Consider the following 15,881-nt stretch of genomic DNA (forward strand, 5'->3'; position numbering starts at 1 on the left):
TTTAACGGAGTTTACGTTTTGGTTAACAAATGGGTTGCTGCCGGCAGCGTCGAACCTGTCATGTTTACCAGTCATGGATCAGGGCGGGTCGACTGCTTTCGAAGGCAATTTTGTTGACGCGTCGCTTGTTGCATGGCGTCTTTTGGCGACCGTTTTTGGGGGAGTTAGACTGATGACCCGATTGCTGAACCGAGTTTTCCTTGCTGTTGCTATGTCTTGTGCAGGGGCGTTGCCGGGGGTGCCCGCTGCCGCATATCAGCAGCTCCTGACATACCGGATCGCCGGACTGGACATTCTGGCGATCGCGGAAGGCGACCATGTCGACGAAGACCCCTGGGCACTAGCGTTGACCGTCGTTCCTTCCGGAGGCATGGGCAATGAGATCATCATCGAGTCCGATGGCGGCCTCGACGAGTGCAAGCAGCAGCTTGAGTATGTGAAAGGGTCAAAAAGCGACTACATCGAGATTGTCATCGACATGAATGCTTCCACCATGAACGGTGTTCTGGTGATCCAATGCGCAACCTTTCAAGGTCTCTTCACGTCGGGCCAATGAGACCGCAGCCCATTGCAGCCTCCGGAGTGGTTCCCAATAGAGTGGCCTCCTAGCCACCCATTTCGTCGATCGTCCAGCTAAGCGGCCAGCCTTCCGGGGGCCCCGTGACGCCGTCGCAATTGGACTTTTCCTGATATTCCATCAGCGTGAAGTTGCCCGACTCGGCTTCCATCTCATGGCGCTCGAACGCGCCGCAATCATAGTTCGGCGAATAATATGTGGTGCCTGTCACCTGGCCGCTATCCGGGTCGAAGAACAGGTTGTTGACGAGCGCATGATTGGGCTGGTTGAAGTCCGGTGGTGTTTCAAACTCCTTAAGCTCGTCAAGAGACGGGTTAAAGGGAATGTGGACCATCATGTAGAAGGGCACATTGGCATCGGCCATGGTGCAGGGGACAACCCAGGTTTCGACATCGCCCTCGGCGTAGTATTGCGCACCGAAGGCCGGCACGGTTTCTTCAAGCGCGCAGTCAAGTACCCTATAACCGGTCATCTGGACCGAATCCGGCACTTCACTCAGGTTATACACCTGACCGACAGGTCCGCTCAGGCCCGCAGTTTGATCCTGCGATGGCATCACCGGAGGCGGCAGGTCGTTGGCAGGGGCAGCAGACGCTGCGTCCGATGACGAGGCCGTGTCTGTTGCCGCGGCAGCATTGTCGCGGGCAACAGGCTGGCTCGCGGTCGAAGGCGCCGCTGCGATGCCGGTGGCTTTGTCCGACGACAGGCCGCCCCGGGCAACTATGGCGTCCAGACGGCCGATACGGCCCTGAACCTCATCCATTTTCAGGAGGGAATGAGTGATGCCATTCATCGAAACCCAATAGGTGAGTGTTCCGGTGGATCCGCCGAATTCGATCTGGACGGCCGCATCTTCACCCATTCGCAGCTTCTCGATGAGGTCCCGATCGGATGCGCCGCCAAAGGTCATTTCATTGCCCTTGTAGACTTTGTCGACCTTGCCGAAATAGCCGTAATTGTCTTCTTCAAGGCTTTCGATCTCGATGCGCGCCGGCAGGCCGACCTGCAGCTCCGTCGTCGGATCAAAGGTGACATAGACCTGGCTGGCGGGTTTTGCACCGCGCTCGATCTTCAGGCGGAACGCTTCGCCATTCGAACTCTCGCCGCTGGTCACGGCAATGCAGTAATTGTTCTCATCACAGGAAACCGACCACGTGCCGAAGTCGGTCTTGGCCAGCTCCGCAGAGGCGCTGCTCGCGCCCATGAGCAATACACTCAGAGAAAGAAAAATTCGATACGCCATGTCAGCCCCCTCTGACCCAGATCATGCCTTGAAGATGACGACGTTGCGTGCGTTGTCAATCGATCATTCGGGCTGCCGCGTGTGGGAAAGCCACTCGACAACCAATGCATCTCGCGGTTCTTGGGGCGTGCAACCAACTCTCCGGTGTTTCGTGTATAAGGGACTGTATCGTCATTGGGAGCCTTACATTTTTTGCGGCCGGTCCTATGTCTTCGCCGATGGAGCGCGCAAAATGATCCAAACCTCTGCCGGCGAGTTGCCAGACACTTCCCGTCTTTTGCGGGCCGAGCAGCGTGGTCTGAGGCTTGCCATCATTTGCCGGACGCTTGTCGTCGGCGCAGCGTTCCTGTGGGTTGGTTCTTCCTGGGTTGCCTTCGGCTTTTATCCCAATCCGCTGGTCTTCGGTGTGCTGGGTGCATTCACCGCCGTCGGCATCGCGCATGCCGCAGTGATAGGAACGCGGTTCGACCGCTGGTGGATGAAATTCGCGATCTATACGGTCGATATTCTCGGGATATGTGCCGTCTTTGCATTTTTGCCCCTGGTCCAGGGAGAGGCGGTGCCGCAGATCCTCGCCTTCAGGGCCTATGGCATCTACTATCTGTTTCCGCTTGTTGCCATGGCGACACTGTCCTTGTCACCGAGACTGGTTCTGTGGTCCGGCGGTGTTGCGGTGGCCGGTTGGTTCGCAGCTTTTTTTGTCGCGATCTCGGACTTGGAAACCACGCTTTCCTGGTCGGATCTGACCCCCGGGGCTTCCAGGGCAGACTATGAGGCGCTGTTTCTGTCTGCCAATTTTATCGGGCGCGGCAACCGGATCGAAGAGACCGGTTTCCTGATGATTGCAACGCTCATCCTGGCGCTTGCCGTGCTGCGTGCCCGCCGGGTTTTCATGGCTCAGGTCGCTGCCCAGGCAGAGCGCGAGCAGATTGCGGCGACACTCGGTCGTTATGTGCCTGAAGCCATTGCCCGTCGTTTGATCGACGATCCGTCCGCACTTGTCCCGCAAGAACGTCATGCGGCAATCCTTGTCATGGATATTGCGGGCTTTACGGCCTATTCGGCTGGTCGCATGCCGACCGAAGTGATCGAAAACCTGAACGACTTCCTGTCCGGCTGTGCAGAAGAGGTCAGTCGGCACGATGGGGTCGTCATTCAGTTCACCGGTGACGGACTGATGGCCTCCTTCGGTACGCCGATTGACAGCGCGCGACCGGAGCAGGCTGCGGTTGCCGCCAGCAACGCGCTGATCGCTGAAGCGGGCGAGGCCGGTTTTTCAATCCGCATCGGACTGGCAGCCGGTCAAGTTGCTGCCGGCAGCATCGGTTCATCAGATCGGCAGGCCTTTACTGTCTACGGTGACACGGTCAACCGCGCTGCCCGCCTGGAAGCACAGGCCAAGGCTCTCGGGCGGTCTGTCCTCATGGATGCCAACGTTGCCGACCGGCTCTCGAAGGACAACCTTGTTTCACTCGGGCCCCAGCACCTGCGCGGACTTGCCGATCCAATCCCGGTTTTCGCACTGCCTATGCAGATGCCAGATTAAATTCCGCAGCGTCAATATGTGCAACGAACCGGCCAGGGCTGGTATAGTCCGCAAGCGTGTGTGCGTTCGGAATTTGAGGAGCCTGTAGTCAACATGCTGGTCCGGCCATACCAATGGGGGAAGCAATTGATGAGAAAAGCCGCCGCAGCACTTGTCGGAACTGTTCTGTTTCTGCTGCCATTTTCGGCTGTGGCAGATGGCAAACTGGCTCTGATCATCGGCAACGCCGCCTATGACAATGTCTTGCCGCTGGACAATCCGCCGCGTGATGCAGATCTTGCATCCAGAACCTTTGCCGCGCTCGGGTTCGAAACCCGACTGGTGCTCAATGCCGATGCCTCGGAGATGCGAACAGCACTTGCCGCGTTCCGGCAGGATGCTGTCGATGTCGATGTAGCGGCCATCTTCTTTGCCGGTCACGGCGTTCAGGCAGACAATGTCAATTATCTGCTCGCGACTGATACAGGCGCTGCCACGCGCGCTGTCTTTGAGGAAACCGCCGTCAGGATGGAAGAGTTTCTAGAAGCGCTTGGGGCATCGTCCGGTGTCAAACTGCTGATCGTGGACGCCTGTCGGGACAATCCCTTTGCTGCAACCCGGTCCCTGGAAAAACTCTTCAATCCGGACGCTTCCGGTCTGTCCAGGGTCAATCATCAGCTCTCCGACCTGATGGTGATCTACTCCGCCCAACCCAACCATCTGGCCTATGACGGCGATGGGCAGAACAGCCCGTTCATGGAAGCCTTCTCTTCTGTTCTGACAGCACAGGAAGAAGTAAAGCTGACCGAAGCCTTGATCGACATCACCAATTTTGTGCGCACGCGAACCGGTGACAAGCAGCTGCCCTATACCGAAGGCACGCTGTCGGTTCATCTGCAGCTGACTCTCGAGCACCCCCTGCAAACGGCGATGCCCGTGGACGAGGGGTCCTGCCCCGCGGACGGAGAGATCCTCTCGCTCGAGGCGCCGGACCGCTACCTGGAATATGACGATGACCTGCAAGCCCTGGTGCTGACTGACCGCGGCAACACCTTTCTGGAAGTCTGTGTTCTGAACGGTGCGCTTCTGGTATCCGGCGGCTTTGGCCAGACCTACTCCCCGGCAGACCTTCGAAATCCAGACGACGGAGGCGCCGGTTACTATTTCAAGACCGGTGGCGGTCACGACGCGCATTTGTGGTTCTACGCCGACCCGGCAAACCCCGATGCGACTGTCGAGATCGGTCTCTACGTTAACGGCAAGGAACGGTCGTGGATCACGACTGGGTGGGTGCTGTGAGAGGGCGGCGTAACCGTTGCGTCCTTAGCCGACCACGTTTAGGAAACGACAGGTGGATTGGATCCCCGATCAAGTCGGGGATGACGCTGAAGGCAGGGCAAATTTTGCGTCAGACAATGGGTTTCGCTTACCGCGCGATCCGTGGTTCAATCATTTCCAGAACATTTTGTAGAGGCAACGTTTTGCCGAACTATTGCCGTTTCGCTGACAATCAAGTTCTCGCAAGATTTAAAGCGTGTACCGGTTCAGCAACGTGACACCGCTAAGCTATAAGCTCGGTAGTCCCTCAGACAACAGCAGTCATCCCCGACTTGATCGGGGATCCAATCCCCTTATCAGCCAGACTGGTTCCTAACGGTTTAGCTCCTCATAAAGGTCTCGCCAGTCCGGATTGAACTCTTCGATCGCCTGGATTTTCCATTCACGTGGCCAGCGCTTGAGGTGTTTCTCCCGCGTTATCGCCGTGTTCGGATCTTCAAAGACTTCGTAATAAACTAGCCGCGTCACACCATATCGCCGTGTGAACTTGCTTCCGGTCTTCTGCCGGTGCTCATGGACCCGCCGCCCGAGGTCATTTGTAATTCCCGTATAGAGCGTGCCACGCTGGCGGCTGGCCAGGATATAGACGAAGAAGGCCATGCCGTTATGTGACGCGCATTGGATCCCCGATCAAGTCGGGGATGACGTTAGTGGGTGGGAACGGCATTGTGTTGGATACGGTGTCACCCCGGACCTCGTCCATGGTCCAACTAAATCCCAAACGTTGACCGAGACCTACTGCCCCGGCCGTCCGCTCTTCTTCGGTCGTCCGCGTCTTTTCTTCTCGTCCACCGGGTCTTCGTAAGACCCGGCGCCGATCTTGCCGCGTACCACGGGTTTCGGGTCGTCGGAGCCGAGCGGCACTTCGGTGCGGCCGACTGTCAACTAACCGAGCGTGTTAAAGCGCGCCTTTGCGCTCACATTTCAAGCTGTCCGACCCGGAAGTCGGTCGCAAATGTAATTGTACCCCAAGCCGATCAATTGTTCTCTGTCGGAGGAAAAAATGGTTTGGCAGAGTTCTTCTGTGCAACAAATCTAACTATTTCAGAGGTCTTCTTAAATTCAACAACTTTTATCTCAAATCCAGCAAGCTCTTTTCTTATGTATCTGTAGGTTTTATTCAGCTCTTCTGTTGCGGTAAAGTCTGGGCCTTCCACTGGTACCAATATATCGTTGTTGTTCAATGCTCCTGTATCCAAGAGCGCACGAAACCGAGCGTTCCAATGTTCTCCATGATCGAACATCTTAGACGCAGTGTTTTGGTCGAAGGCAAGAGGCTTTATCACAGACACCTTTCCGACCGATCTGTGTACCAACGGCAAATCGATAGGAAACAAAGGCGTCACAATTTTTTGCCGAGTGAAATCCGGCAACTGGTGTTGTTTTAAAGTTTCTTGAATATTTTTTTCCATCCACCGTTCGCGGTACTCTTTAGTTACAAAGCTACGCCCGACAAATCTTTCATATAGGTGGTCGCAAGTGATATTAATTTCTTTTTTTATTCGGATACTTCTCAATTCACTAAATTTGAATATTGTTTCTCTCGGTCTCGTGAAGTGGATAATTGCCGAGTTGAATTTCTTTTCGCTTAACCCGCTCAAATCTGTCTTTAGGCGAGAAAGTTCTTTTTCGAAGCTCGCAAGTGTTTCCTTCAAAATGCTTGTTTCGAGTTCTTGGAAGAAGTTTCTGACACGCGGAAAATTCTTGGGTACGACTTTGTAAGCCAGCTCCCTAGTCGTTGGAGCCCATACAACGATGCCAACATTGGCGAATTCACCGGTTTCGGGATATGGGCGAAAACGCAAAATTGCGTACTGTCCTATACCGCCCATGTTATTGGCTCCCAAAACTCGTCTTTGTCGTAGCGTTTCAGAGTTTTGTCTACAAACTCTAAAAAATCGGGTTCAGCGTCAATCCATTCCTCAGGTAAGGCGTTGAGATAGCCGTCTAGTTTCTTGAGCGCAGCTGCCATTTGAGGCTCGAAAATGCTTCTAAGTAGCACATCTTGAGGATCGCTGAACCAGTATTCTCGGCAGATATGTAGTTCTTTTTGAGACACGATGTTGAAATTTTTGTCAAAGGCCAAATTGTGATCAATCACAACCAGTTCGTCGCTTGGAGCGGAAAAGAACAAATTGGGGTTTCCACCAAGTGTTGTGCCTGTTCTATCTTCGTTGCAAATCCAAGTGTCAAAAAGGAAAACTTTTTTAAGCAAATCTTGGTTAAACTTGTTTAAATCAGATATTTTTACTTCTGTTAAACTGTTGACGAGTTGAGACGCAAAACCTATCCCTGTCCCCATTGCTGATGCAGCCTCGGGATCATATTTTGTGACTTCGTCGTCAATGTCTACGAAAGCAAAGTCTGGTATAGGTAAATCAAAGCTCTTTCCAAGTTCGGCACAAACAGCTTCACAAATACATCCCTTTTTGGTCGCCGACCGACCTTTCACGTAGTACTTTTTTTCGTCTGACAAGCCGCACAGATAGGGCTGTGACATTCCAGTGTCTGATTTTCTTATAATCTCATCTACAGTCAGATATGGCTTGTCGTGCATCTGCAGTCTGTGAGCCCCCTAGAAAACCTCACTTAAATTTCTAGGGTAAGAATTGTTGTTTTGTCCATTGTTATCAGCCTACTGCCCCGGCCGTCCGCTCTTCTTCGGTCGTCCGCGTCTTTTCTTTTCCTCCACCGGGTCTTCGTAAGACCCGGCGCCGATCTTGCCGCGTACCACGGGTTTCGGGTCGTCGGAGCCGAGCGGCACTTCGGTGCGGCCAACCGTCATTTCGTCGAGTGTGTTTTTGCGGACTTTGGCGCTCGGGGAGGGCAGAGCGTTCTTTGCTTTTGCAGCTCTTGCCTTGTCGCGGGCCGTTTCCTTTTTCTTGCCGCTGGCACCTTCCTTGGTTCCACCGGCACCGAATTTCTTGTCACCCTTGTAACCGCCGGTCTTGTCGTTGACGTCGGATTGACGGGCCATGGCATCGTCGGCGACGGCCAGCTCGGTTTCCTGTAGTCGCTTGATCTCGTCGCGCAGGCGCGCAGCGGTTTCGAAGTCGAGATCGGCGGCGGCGTCGCGCATCTGTTTTTCCAGATCCTCGATATGGGCCGCCAGATTGTGGCCGACGAGGGAGCCTTCCTCGGCGAAGCCGGCGTCGACCGTGACGTGGTCCTGTTCATAAACGCTGTCGAGAATGTCGGCGATGTTGCGTTTGACGCTCTCAGGCGTGATGCCGTGTTCTTCGTTATAGGCGAGCTGCTTTTCCCGGCGGCGATTGGTTTCGGCGATGGCCCTGTCCATGGAGCCTGTCATGTGATCGGCATAAAGAATGACCTTGCCGTCGACGTTTCGGGCCGCGCGGCCAATGGTCTGGATCAGAGAGGTTTCGGAGCGCAGGAAGCCTTCCTTGTCGGCGTCGAGAATGGCAACCAAGGCACATTCCGGAATGTCGAGGCCTTCGCGCAGCAGGTTGATGCCCACCAGAACATCGAACGCGCCAAGGCGCAGGTCGCGCAGGATCTCAATGCGCTCCAGCGTGTCGATGTCAGAATGCATGTAACGCACGCGCACACCGTTCTCGTGCAGATATTCCGTCAGGTCCTCTGCCATGCGCTTGGTCAACGTCGTCACCAGCGTGCGGTAACCCTTCTGAGCGACCTCGCGCACCTCGCCAAGAAGGTCGTCGACCTGGCTGGTTGCCGGGCGAATCTCCACCGGCGGATCGATCAGGCCGGTTGGGCGGATCACCTGTTCGGCGAAGACACCGCCGGCCTGTTCCATCTCCCAGGACCCGGGCGTTGCGGATACTGCGATGGATTGGGGGCGCATTGCGTCCCATTCCTCGAACCGCAGGGGCCGGTTGTCCATGCAGGAGGGTAGGCGGAAGCCATATTCTGCAAGGGTTGCCTTGCGGCGGAAGTCGCCCCGGTACATGGCGCCGATCTGCGGAATGGTGACGTGGCTTTCGTCGGTGAAGACGATGGCATCGTCCGGCAGATATTCGAACAGGGTGGGAGGTGGCTCACCGGGCTTGCGGCCGGTCAGGTAGCGCGAATAGTTCTCGATGCCCTGGCACGAGCCGGTTGCCTCCAGCATTTCCAGGTCGAACATTGTGCGCTGTTCCAGACGCTGCGCTTCCAGAAGCCTGCCATGGGCATTCAGCTCTTCCAGCCGCTGCTTCAGTTCCGCCTTGATCGATTTTACTGCCTGGTTCAGCGTTGGCTTGGGCGTGACATAGTGCGAATTGGCGTAAATCTTGACGCTTTTCAGTTCGCCCGACTTCTTGCCTGTAAGCGGGTCGAATTCAACGATCGATTCAATCTCGTCTCCAAAGAGAGAAATCCGCCAAGCCCGATCCTCATAGTGGGCCGGGAACAGCTCGATCGTGTCGCCGCGCACACGGAAGGTGCCGCGCTGAAAGGCGGCATCATTGCGCTTGTATTGCAGGGCCACCAGGTCGGCGATCAGCTGGCGCTGATCAAGACGTTCGCCGACCTCGATGGCGAAGGTCATGGCCGTATAGGTTTCTACCGAACCGATACCGTAAATGCAGGAGACCGAGGCGACGATGATAACGTCGTCACGTTCCAGCAGGGCGCGCGTTGCGGAGTGGCGCATCCGGTCGATCTGCTCATTGATTGAGCTTTCCTTCTCGATATACGTATCGGTGCGCGGCACATAGGCTTCGGGCTGGTAATAATCGTAGTAGGAAACGAAATACTCGACGGCATTGTCGGGAAAGAAAGATTTGAACTCGCCGTAAAGCTGAGCGGCAAGCGTCTTGTTCGGTGCCAGGATCAGGGCGGGACGCTGGGTGCGGGAAATCACCTGGGCCATCGTGTAGGTTTTGCCCGAACCTGTGACGCCAAGCAGAACCTGGGTCTGGTCGCCACCTTCCATGCCGCCGACCAATTCGGCAATCGCCGTCGGCTGGTCACCTTTGGGCTCATAGTCCGACTTCAGGACAATGGGAACACCACCTTCGGACTTGGCCGGCCGGTCGGGCCGGTGCGGCACCCATAATTCACCATTCTTGTGCAGCGGGTTGCCGCTCTCGATGAGCGCGGACAGGGCCTCCACGGTTGCGGTGGCACCCTGGTTGCCGGTCAGTTCTCCGAACTTGCTTTCTTTCTTTTTCTTCTTGTTGTCTTTCTGATGTTCCTTGAGCTTCTGCTCAAGCTGTTCAGCCTCTTCCAGCGTCATGTCGAGGCCGGCCACCGGGTTCAGGCCACCGGCCGCACGTTCTCTGACGCTGTCCGCCTTGCCGATGGACGTGCCGCGCGCAGACTTGGTCGGTTTTTCGATCTTGCCCTTGGCCTTGGCCCCTTTGGGGGACAGCTTCGCCTTGCGTCCTTCCGCGACATTGCGTGCGACAGCGCCGTCGCCGCCAGCCCGTTCCCGCTCGCGCGATGAGGTCCGCGCAGTGCGGCTGATGGTGCCTGGAGCGCCTGGTGCGAGATCCGCGAGGTCAGCAGGGTTCCTGATCTTCGACTTTGCGCTAGGCGCTGGCTTTTCGGCCTCTTCGGCGATTTCCGCAGCCCAGCTTTCGATTGACCCACTGAGCGGTGCACCGCCCAAGGGCTTCTGCGGCGCTTCGCCGAAGCCTTCCGGTGTTGTTTTTTCGTCTGGGGCGGATTTCGTGGGGCGCTTGCTCATACCGGCCAATATGGTCCGGTTGCGCGCGCGAGGGAAGAGGGCTGTTGCGGTTTTGTTCCGCAAATTCAAACTTCCTGCCATTCTCCTGACAGAACGGTGTCAGGAGGTTTTCTAAGACCCATCCGAAGCAGCCCAGGATTTTGAAGGCAAGTGCAAGTTCGGGCAGCATTTTCAGCTCCACAACCTTGTTACCACAGGTGGTTGTATTTATCTGCCGCTTCTTATGGTTGCTAACTGTATCTGCCTGTAGTTTACTTTCGTCGCGGATAAGTGCCGTAGGTGCAATCCGGTTTGGGGGAGTTATTGAGCATTTCCGGCGAAGTGAAACCACTGCTTCTGGCAAGGCAGTCCTTGTACTGGCTTTGGACAACACTTTTTCTTTTTCTCACTGGGTGTACAGGAATACCTGTCGAGACTCTGACAACTTATGCAGACGCTTTCGCGCAGGCGAGAGATGCAGGCGACCTGCTGCTGGACGAGATTTCGCCCATTGTCTCGGCCAAAACGTCAACGGCAGGCAATGCCCGATGCGGAACATCCCGTCTCGGATATCCCTTGTGTTTCGATCCGGACACGGCCCGTAGTCAGGACAATGCCCGTATCAACGAGGATCCCTCGATCATCGCCCGTCGTGATGCCCTGGAAGCGATCACACTTTATAACAGCATGCTGGTGGATATCGCCGAGGGCAAACGCTCGGAGGAATTCGGCAACCGGATCGACGAGCTTGTGCGGCTGGCAAATTCGGTTGCGGCGATCGGTGTGGTGCCAAGCGGCGGCATGTCGGCGCTGATCCCGCCTTCTGCCGCGTACGCAAAGGATCTTGCCAACCGGCTTGGACAGGCACGCGCGAACGCAACCGTCCGGCAATCTATCCTCAGAAGCAAGGATGACATTCAGGAGCTGATCCAGGCACTCGCGGACGACACGACACCCATCTACAACATATTCCGCAAGGCTCGAGAGATTGATCTCTTCAATATACGGGCAGACCGCCGGATCGCGGAACTGTCCGGCGATACCAAGGCTGTCGCTGCAGCCAACAAGCGCTTCAGTGCCATCTCGCTCAGCATAAAACGCTTTCACGAAAGCCTGACAGCTTACGTGAACCTGCTTGACCAGACTTCGGAGGCACTGGATGTCCTGGTCGCGGCTGCTGAAACACCACAGGTAACCGTCGCCAACCTTACCGAGGTTGCGGTTGAGGCCGAGGAGATCCGGCGACGGTCAAATGCATTCTGGGTGTCCATCCGAAAAGTTCGTCTCGCTGCCGCCGGCAGCCAATAGGGCGCTGGTCTCAAGGAGGGTGTTGTGGATTCGTCTGAAGAAGTACTTGCTCAGCTCAACGACGAACTGTCTTTGGCCAATCTGTTCGATCTGCTCGACAAGGCCCAAACGATTGAAGAAGTGAACGCGATCCGCACCTTCGGCAACGAGCTGCTAGAGCGTCGCCTTTTGGAAAGCGTGGAAGGCTTTCGTGCCGGTACCCGACGCTTTTTGAACGTTACTGAGAAAATGCTGGAGGCCATGGCGGATCTGGACCGAACGTTTGTTGCAATTTCTCCGGTTCGCAATCCCATTCAAGCGCCCGCATTGTCATCGATTATCGGACGTCTGGGCGAAGCGCTTCGCCTTTTTCATGATGATGAAGGTATGCGCAAGACACACAATTCCGACCAGGAAGTGGAGGATCTGAACAACGACGAGGACATGATCGCGCCAGTCCTTGATCCTGTGAAGATACCCGATGATATCGTCAATACCGGCATCCTGACCGGACCCAAGACCTCGACAAGCCGCAAATATGAGGAAATTGCGGACGAATACATCCGGTTCTTTGTATCCTCCGGTTTCAAGAATGACCGTGAAGCGCTGGTCAAGAAATATGCTCTGAAGGCAGTGGCGGAGAAAGCGCGCTATGAAGCTGTCGGTACCCCGCTCGGGATCCCCTGGTGGTTCGTCGCAGCGATCCACCTGCTTGAATCGTCCTATAATTTTTCAACGCATCTTCATAACGGCGACCCGCTGTCGAACCGCACCTTTCGCGTGCCGTCAGGGCGTCCTGCCGCCTGGCTGCCTCCGAACTCCTGGGAGGAGAGCGCCCGGGACGCGCTCACTCACCAAAAGCTTGCGGGTCTCTCCGACTGGTCTTTGCCCAGAGCACTTTGGCGATGGGAGCGGTACAACGGCTGGGGCTATCGCAAGAAGAGGCTGCCGTCGCCTTATCTTTGGAGCTTTTCATCCATCTACACGAAGGGAAAATATGTCGGAGACGGCGTTTTCAACAAATCGGCAGTTTCCAAACAATGCGGTTGCGCGACCTTTCTGAAATTTCTTCATGACCATGGGCATGTGGACCTGAAGCTGGATGTAGTCAGCGAGAACGAACAGGGACAACCGGATTCAGATGCAAATGCGGATGCGGTCGTCGACGACAACAAGCCCAACATCGATGGTGTCGTGCCCCCAGCGCATGCTTTTCAGGCATTCTTTGAAGAACGCCTGCCAGGTATTCGCCATTTCAAGTGGCATGAATTTCTGATCAAGGGCGGCTCCCATGGCACAAACGGCCTCAACACTGATCCACCCCGTGAACTCTGGGAAAATGTTCTGCCTCTTGCCAGGGCTCTGGATGAGTTTCGTGAACAGGTTGGTGTCCCGGTGGTTCTGACCAGCGTCTATCGGAGCCCGAAATACAATGCCAGCATTGGCGGGGCGACGCGCAGCCAGCACATGGCCTTCACCGCTGCAGACTTTAAGGTTGTCGGGGTCGGTGCCGGTGTTACCGGCGACTGGGCCAGCCGCATGAAAACACTTCGCTCAAGTGGTCTGTTTGAAGGCGGGGTTGGAATATACCGAAGCTTTGTGCATATCGATGTGCGCGGAACGCGCGCCAATTGGGACCAACGCTGATTCAGTCTCCCGATGTGTGTCGCATCGAACGCAGACTTTCTAGAGAATTTGTAATGGAGCTGGATCTGGTCAAAGCTCTTTCTGTGCGTATTCTGAAGACAAGTGTGTGGCCTGGAACAAATGGATCAGGCGGTCAAACGAGTGTTTCAGGATAGACCCGGCGAGAGCGATTGAGCGAGATGACGAAAAGCGAGACCAAGCAGATTTCCCGTAGAACCGTTCTGGAGCTGTCGCTTGCCGGAGCTGCCGGCCTGACGGCCGGAACAGGATTTGCCTTCGGTGCCACAGAAGCGGCTGTTTCGCTTGAAACGGAGTTTCGGTCACATTTCGGCCAGTTGGGCTACAAAACGACGGAGCCACTCGGGCTGCTGACAGGCGATAGCTTCAATGGCGGTCTGCGATATGACGAGACTTTGGAAGTTCCTGTTTCCGGCAACAGCCTGTTTGTCCAGCCAGCCTCGAGATTGGAAGATATTGCGCGTCGCAATGAAACCGGTGTTCTTGCCCTTTTTACAATCTGCGGCATCCGCCAATCGGCCCCTTTAGAGCAAGGCAGTCTGTTTGCCGCCTTGTTGTCTTTCCTGGTTGAAAACGCCAAGCTTGATCCTGCCCGGATGGTGTTTGTTTCGACAGATGTTTTTGCTCCCTTCGCGGAAACAAACGACTTGGTCCGGGCCGGTCGAACCTTCCTGAGGCCAATGGACGAGGCTCGCGCCGAAGGTGACGGGTCCGGCTACTTTGCCCCAAAGGGGCATCCAGCGAGCCCCGGATACCCGACGGTGAGTATCCATTATCCATTGAGTGCGGGCATGGAAGATGGACTTGCCTATCCTCCGGTAGGGCACCTTGAGATTGCGGAAATCGGGATCACACCGTCCGGGCAGTCGAAATCGGCAGCTGAAGTTGGCGGCATCGGTCTGGAACGGATGGCTTTTGCTGCAACCGGTGTCATGCCCAGTTTTGAGGACAGCCGGCAGGACCTGCTCGACCGCCTGAAAGCCGAAGCCGAACGCGCCGGCAAACCATTGCCTGCCGGGTATGAGATTTTTGCCGAGCAGTAGGACCGAACGTTAGAAACCTGAAAAATTCATCACTCTCCGCGCGGATACCTTTGGGATTCTTCCACGTCGTTGAGGTCCATATGGTTGCGCATGTAGCGCTCCGAAGCTTTTTGGAGTGGCTGGTAGTCCCAGGGGAAATAGGCGCCGTTCCGCAGAGCTTCATAGACGATCCAGCGCCTGGCCTGGGATTGTCGTATCTCCGCATCAAAGGCAGCCATGTTCCAGCCCGTTCTGATGGATTGAGCGAAACGGGCACTGATATCCGCATGGTCCGGATCTGTTGCGAGATTGTTGAGTTCGTGCGGATCGTTCGACAGGTTGAAAAGCTGCGGCGGATCGAGTTCGCAATGGATGTATTTCCACTCGCCTTCACGAATGCCGACAAGCGGTGCATAGGAGGCTTCTGCAGCGTACTCCATCAACACCGGTGACGTACGTTCTGTGCCACTTGCCAGTGGCACCAGGCTCTCGCCGTCGGTCCACGGCATGATCTCGTCCATGTCGATGCCGCCGAGGTCACAGACAGTGGGCAGCACATCCAACGTGCTGACAGGTGTTTTGATATGTGCAGCGGCCAGGTCCTTGTCGGCGATCATCAGTGGAACGCGTGAAGACCCCTCAAAGAAGGACATCTTGAACCAGAGCCCTCGTTCGCCAAGCATGTCGCCGTGGTCGGACACGAAGAGAATGGTCGTGTCTTCGGTTAGATCCATCGCTTCCAGTGCATGCAGGATTTCGCCGATCTTGTCGTCTAAATAGGAAATATTTGCAAAATAGGCGCGCCGCGATCTGCGGATATTGTCCTCGGTGATGGTGAAACTGCGCCAGTCATTGGCATCGAAGATACGTTTGGAATGCGGGTCGTGATCCTCGTAGTCCATCGCCGGAACCGGGGGCAGAAGATGCTCGCAGTCTTCGTAGAGATCCCAGTATTTCTTGCGAGCGACATAAGGATCGTGCGGGTGTGTGAAGCTCGCTGTCAGGCAAAAGGGCCGGTCATATTTTCCACGGCCATAGTCGTAGATCTTGCGAACGGCCTGAAACGCGACATCATCGTCATATTCCATCTGGTTCGAGATTTCAGCTACGCCTGCACCGGTGACCGAACCCATATTGTGGTACCACCAGTCGATACGTTCTCCAGGCTTGCGGTAGTCCGGTGTCCAACCGAAATCCGCCGGATAAATGTCTGTGGTCAAGCGTTCTTCAAAACCATGCATCTGGTCCGGTCCGACGAAGTGCATCTTGCCCGAGAGACAGGTTGTGTATCCGGCCCGGCGCAGATGATGGGCGTAAGTCGGGATGTCGGACGCGAATTCGGCCGCATTGTCATAGACCCTTGTTCGGCGCGGCAACTGACCAGACATGAAACTTGCGCGACCCGGAGCACATAGTGGTGAGGCCGTGTAGGCGTTTTCAAACCTGACGGATTTTTCTGCCAGCTTTTTAAGATTTGGAGCATGAAGGAAATCGGCAGGCCCGTCGGGGAACAGCGTTCCATTCAGCTGATCAACCATCAGGATGAGAATGTTTTTGCCGCTCATGCCCGTTTCCTCTTCATTCGCCGCTGC

The 15,881-nt window shown here is 55.7% G+C and carries 12 protein-coding genes; 6 read left to right on the forward strand and 6 right to left on the reverse strand.

All coding sequences use genetic code 11. From position 1 onward, the window contains the following. The first annotated feature begins 172 nt into the window (after positions 1 to 172). Positions 173 to 556, forward strand: a complete 384-nt coding sequence (locus tag K1718_RS08910; RefSeq protein WP_265683904.1) for a hypothetical protein — start codon at positions 173 to 175, stop codon at positions 554 to 556. Positions 557 to 605: 49 nt separating this feature from the next. On the opposite strand, the gene K1718_RS08915 is transcribed toward K1718_RS08910, so the two are convergent. After that, positions 606 to 1,820 carry a DUF1176 domain-containing protein gene (locus K1718_RS08915; RefSeq protein WP_265683906.1) on the reverse strand — a complete coding sequence of 405 codons (1,215 nt, stop codon included), beginning with the start codon at positions 1,818 to 1,820 and terminating at the stop codon, positions 606 to 608. A gap of 232 nt (positions 1,821 to 2,052) precedes the next feature. Between K1718_RS08915 and K1718_RS08920 the strand changes: the two genes are divergently transcribed. Together K1718_RS08920 and K1718_RS08925 are read left to right on the forward strand one after the other, a co-directional pair. Beyond that, positions 2,053 to 3,366, forward strand: a complete 1,314-nt coding sequence (locus K1718_RS08920; RefSeq protein ID WP_265683909.1) for an adenylate/guanylate cyclase domain-containing protein — start codon at positions 2,053 to 2,055, stop codon at positions 3,364 to 3,366. Between the two features lie 129 nt (positions 3,367 to 3,495). Continuing rightward, positions 3,496 to 4,644, forward strand: a complete 1,149-nt coding sequence (locus tag K1718_RS08925) for a caspase family protein (protein ID WP_265683911.1) — start codon at positions 3,496 to 3,498, stop codon at positions 4,642 to 4,644. 351 nt (positions 4,645 to 4,995) lie between these two features. On the opposite strand, the gene K1718_RS08930 is transcribed toward K1718_RS08925, so the two are convergent. From K1718_RS08930 to uvrB, 4 genes are all read right to left on the reverse strand, one after another. Continuing rightward, entirely contained in the window at positions 4,996 to 5,283 is a 288-nt protein-coding gene (locus K1718_RS08930) for a GIY-YIG nuclease family protein (protein WP_265683913.1), read from the reverse strand. 377 nt (positions 5,284 to 5,660) lie between these two features. After that, positions 5,661 to 6,515 carry a DUF3037 domain-containing protein gene (locus K1718_RS08935; protein WP_265683915.1) on the reverse strand — a complete coding sequence of 285 codons (855 nt, stop codon included), beginning with the start codon at positions 6,513 to 6,515 and terminating at the stop codon, positions 5,661 to 5,663. Next, the gene (locus K1718_RS08940) at positions 6,503 to 7,183 is read right to left on the reverse strand and encodes a HipA family kinase (protein ID WP_265683919.1); all 681 of its coding nucleotides are present in this window, start codon (positions 7,181 to 7,183) and stop codon (positions 6,503 to 6,505) included. Before K1718_RS08940 ends, K1718_RS08935 begins: the two co-directional genes overlap by 13 nt. Before the next feature lie 135 nt (positions 7,184 to 7,318). Next, the gene (gene uvrB, locus K1718_RS08945; RefSeq protein ID WP_265684681.1) at positions 7,319 to 10,336 is read right to left on the reverse strand and encodes an excinuclease ABC subunit UvrB; all 3,018 of its coding nucleotides are present in this window, start codon (positions 10,334 to 10,336) and stop codon (positions 7,319 to 7,321) included. 303 nt (positions 10,337 to 10,639) lie between these two features. Between uvrB and K1718_RS08950 the strand changes: the two genes are divergently transcribed. The 3 genes from K1718_RS08950 to K1718_RS08960 all read left to right on the forward strand — a co-directional run bounded on the left by K1718_RS08950 (position 10,640) and on the right by K1718_RS08960 (position 14,310). Next, the gene (locus tag K1718_RS08950; protein ID WP_265683922.1) at positions 10,640 to 11,623 is read left to right on the forward strand and encodes a hypothetical protein; all 984 of its coding nucleotides are present in this window, start codon (positions 10,640 to 10,642) and stop codon (positions 11,621 to 11,623) included. Positions 11,624 to 11,647: 24 nt separating this feature from the next. Then, entirely contained in the window at positions 11,648 to 13,249 is a 1,602-nt protein-coding gene (locus tag K1718_RS08955) for a D-Ala-D-Ala carboxypeptidase family metallohydrolase (protein ID WP_265683924.1), read from the forward strand. A gap of 170 nt (positions 13,250 to 13,419) precedes the next feature. Then, on the forward strand, positions 13,420 to 14,310 hold the full coding sequence (locus K1718_RS08960) for a hypothetical protein (protein WP_265683925.1): 891 nt from the start codon (positions 13,420 to 13,422) through the stop codon (positions 14,308 to 14,310). Between the two features lie 29 nt (positions 14,311 to 14,339). Here the strand turns inward: K1718_RS08960 and betC are convergent, their stop codons facing one another. Continuing rightward, entirely contained in the window at positions 14,340 to 15,854 is a 1,515-nt protein-coding gene (gene betC / locus K1718_RS08965) for a choline-sulfatase (RefSeq protein ID WP_265683928.1), read from the reverse strand. Positions 15,855 to 15,881 lie beyond the last annotated feature (27 nt).

It is taken from the genome of Roseibium porphyridii, from assembly GCF_026191725.2.
GTDB classification, from domain to species: Bacteria; Pseudomonadota; Alphaproteobacteria; order Rhizobiales; family Stappiaceae; genus Roseibium; species Roseibium porphyridii.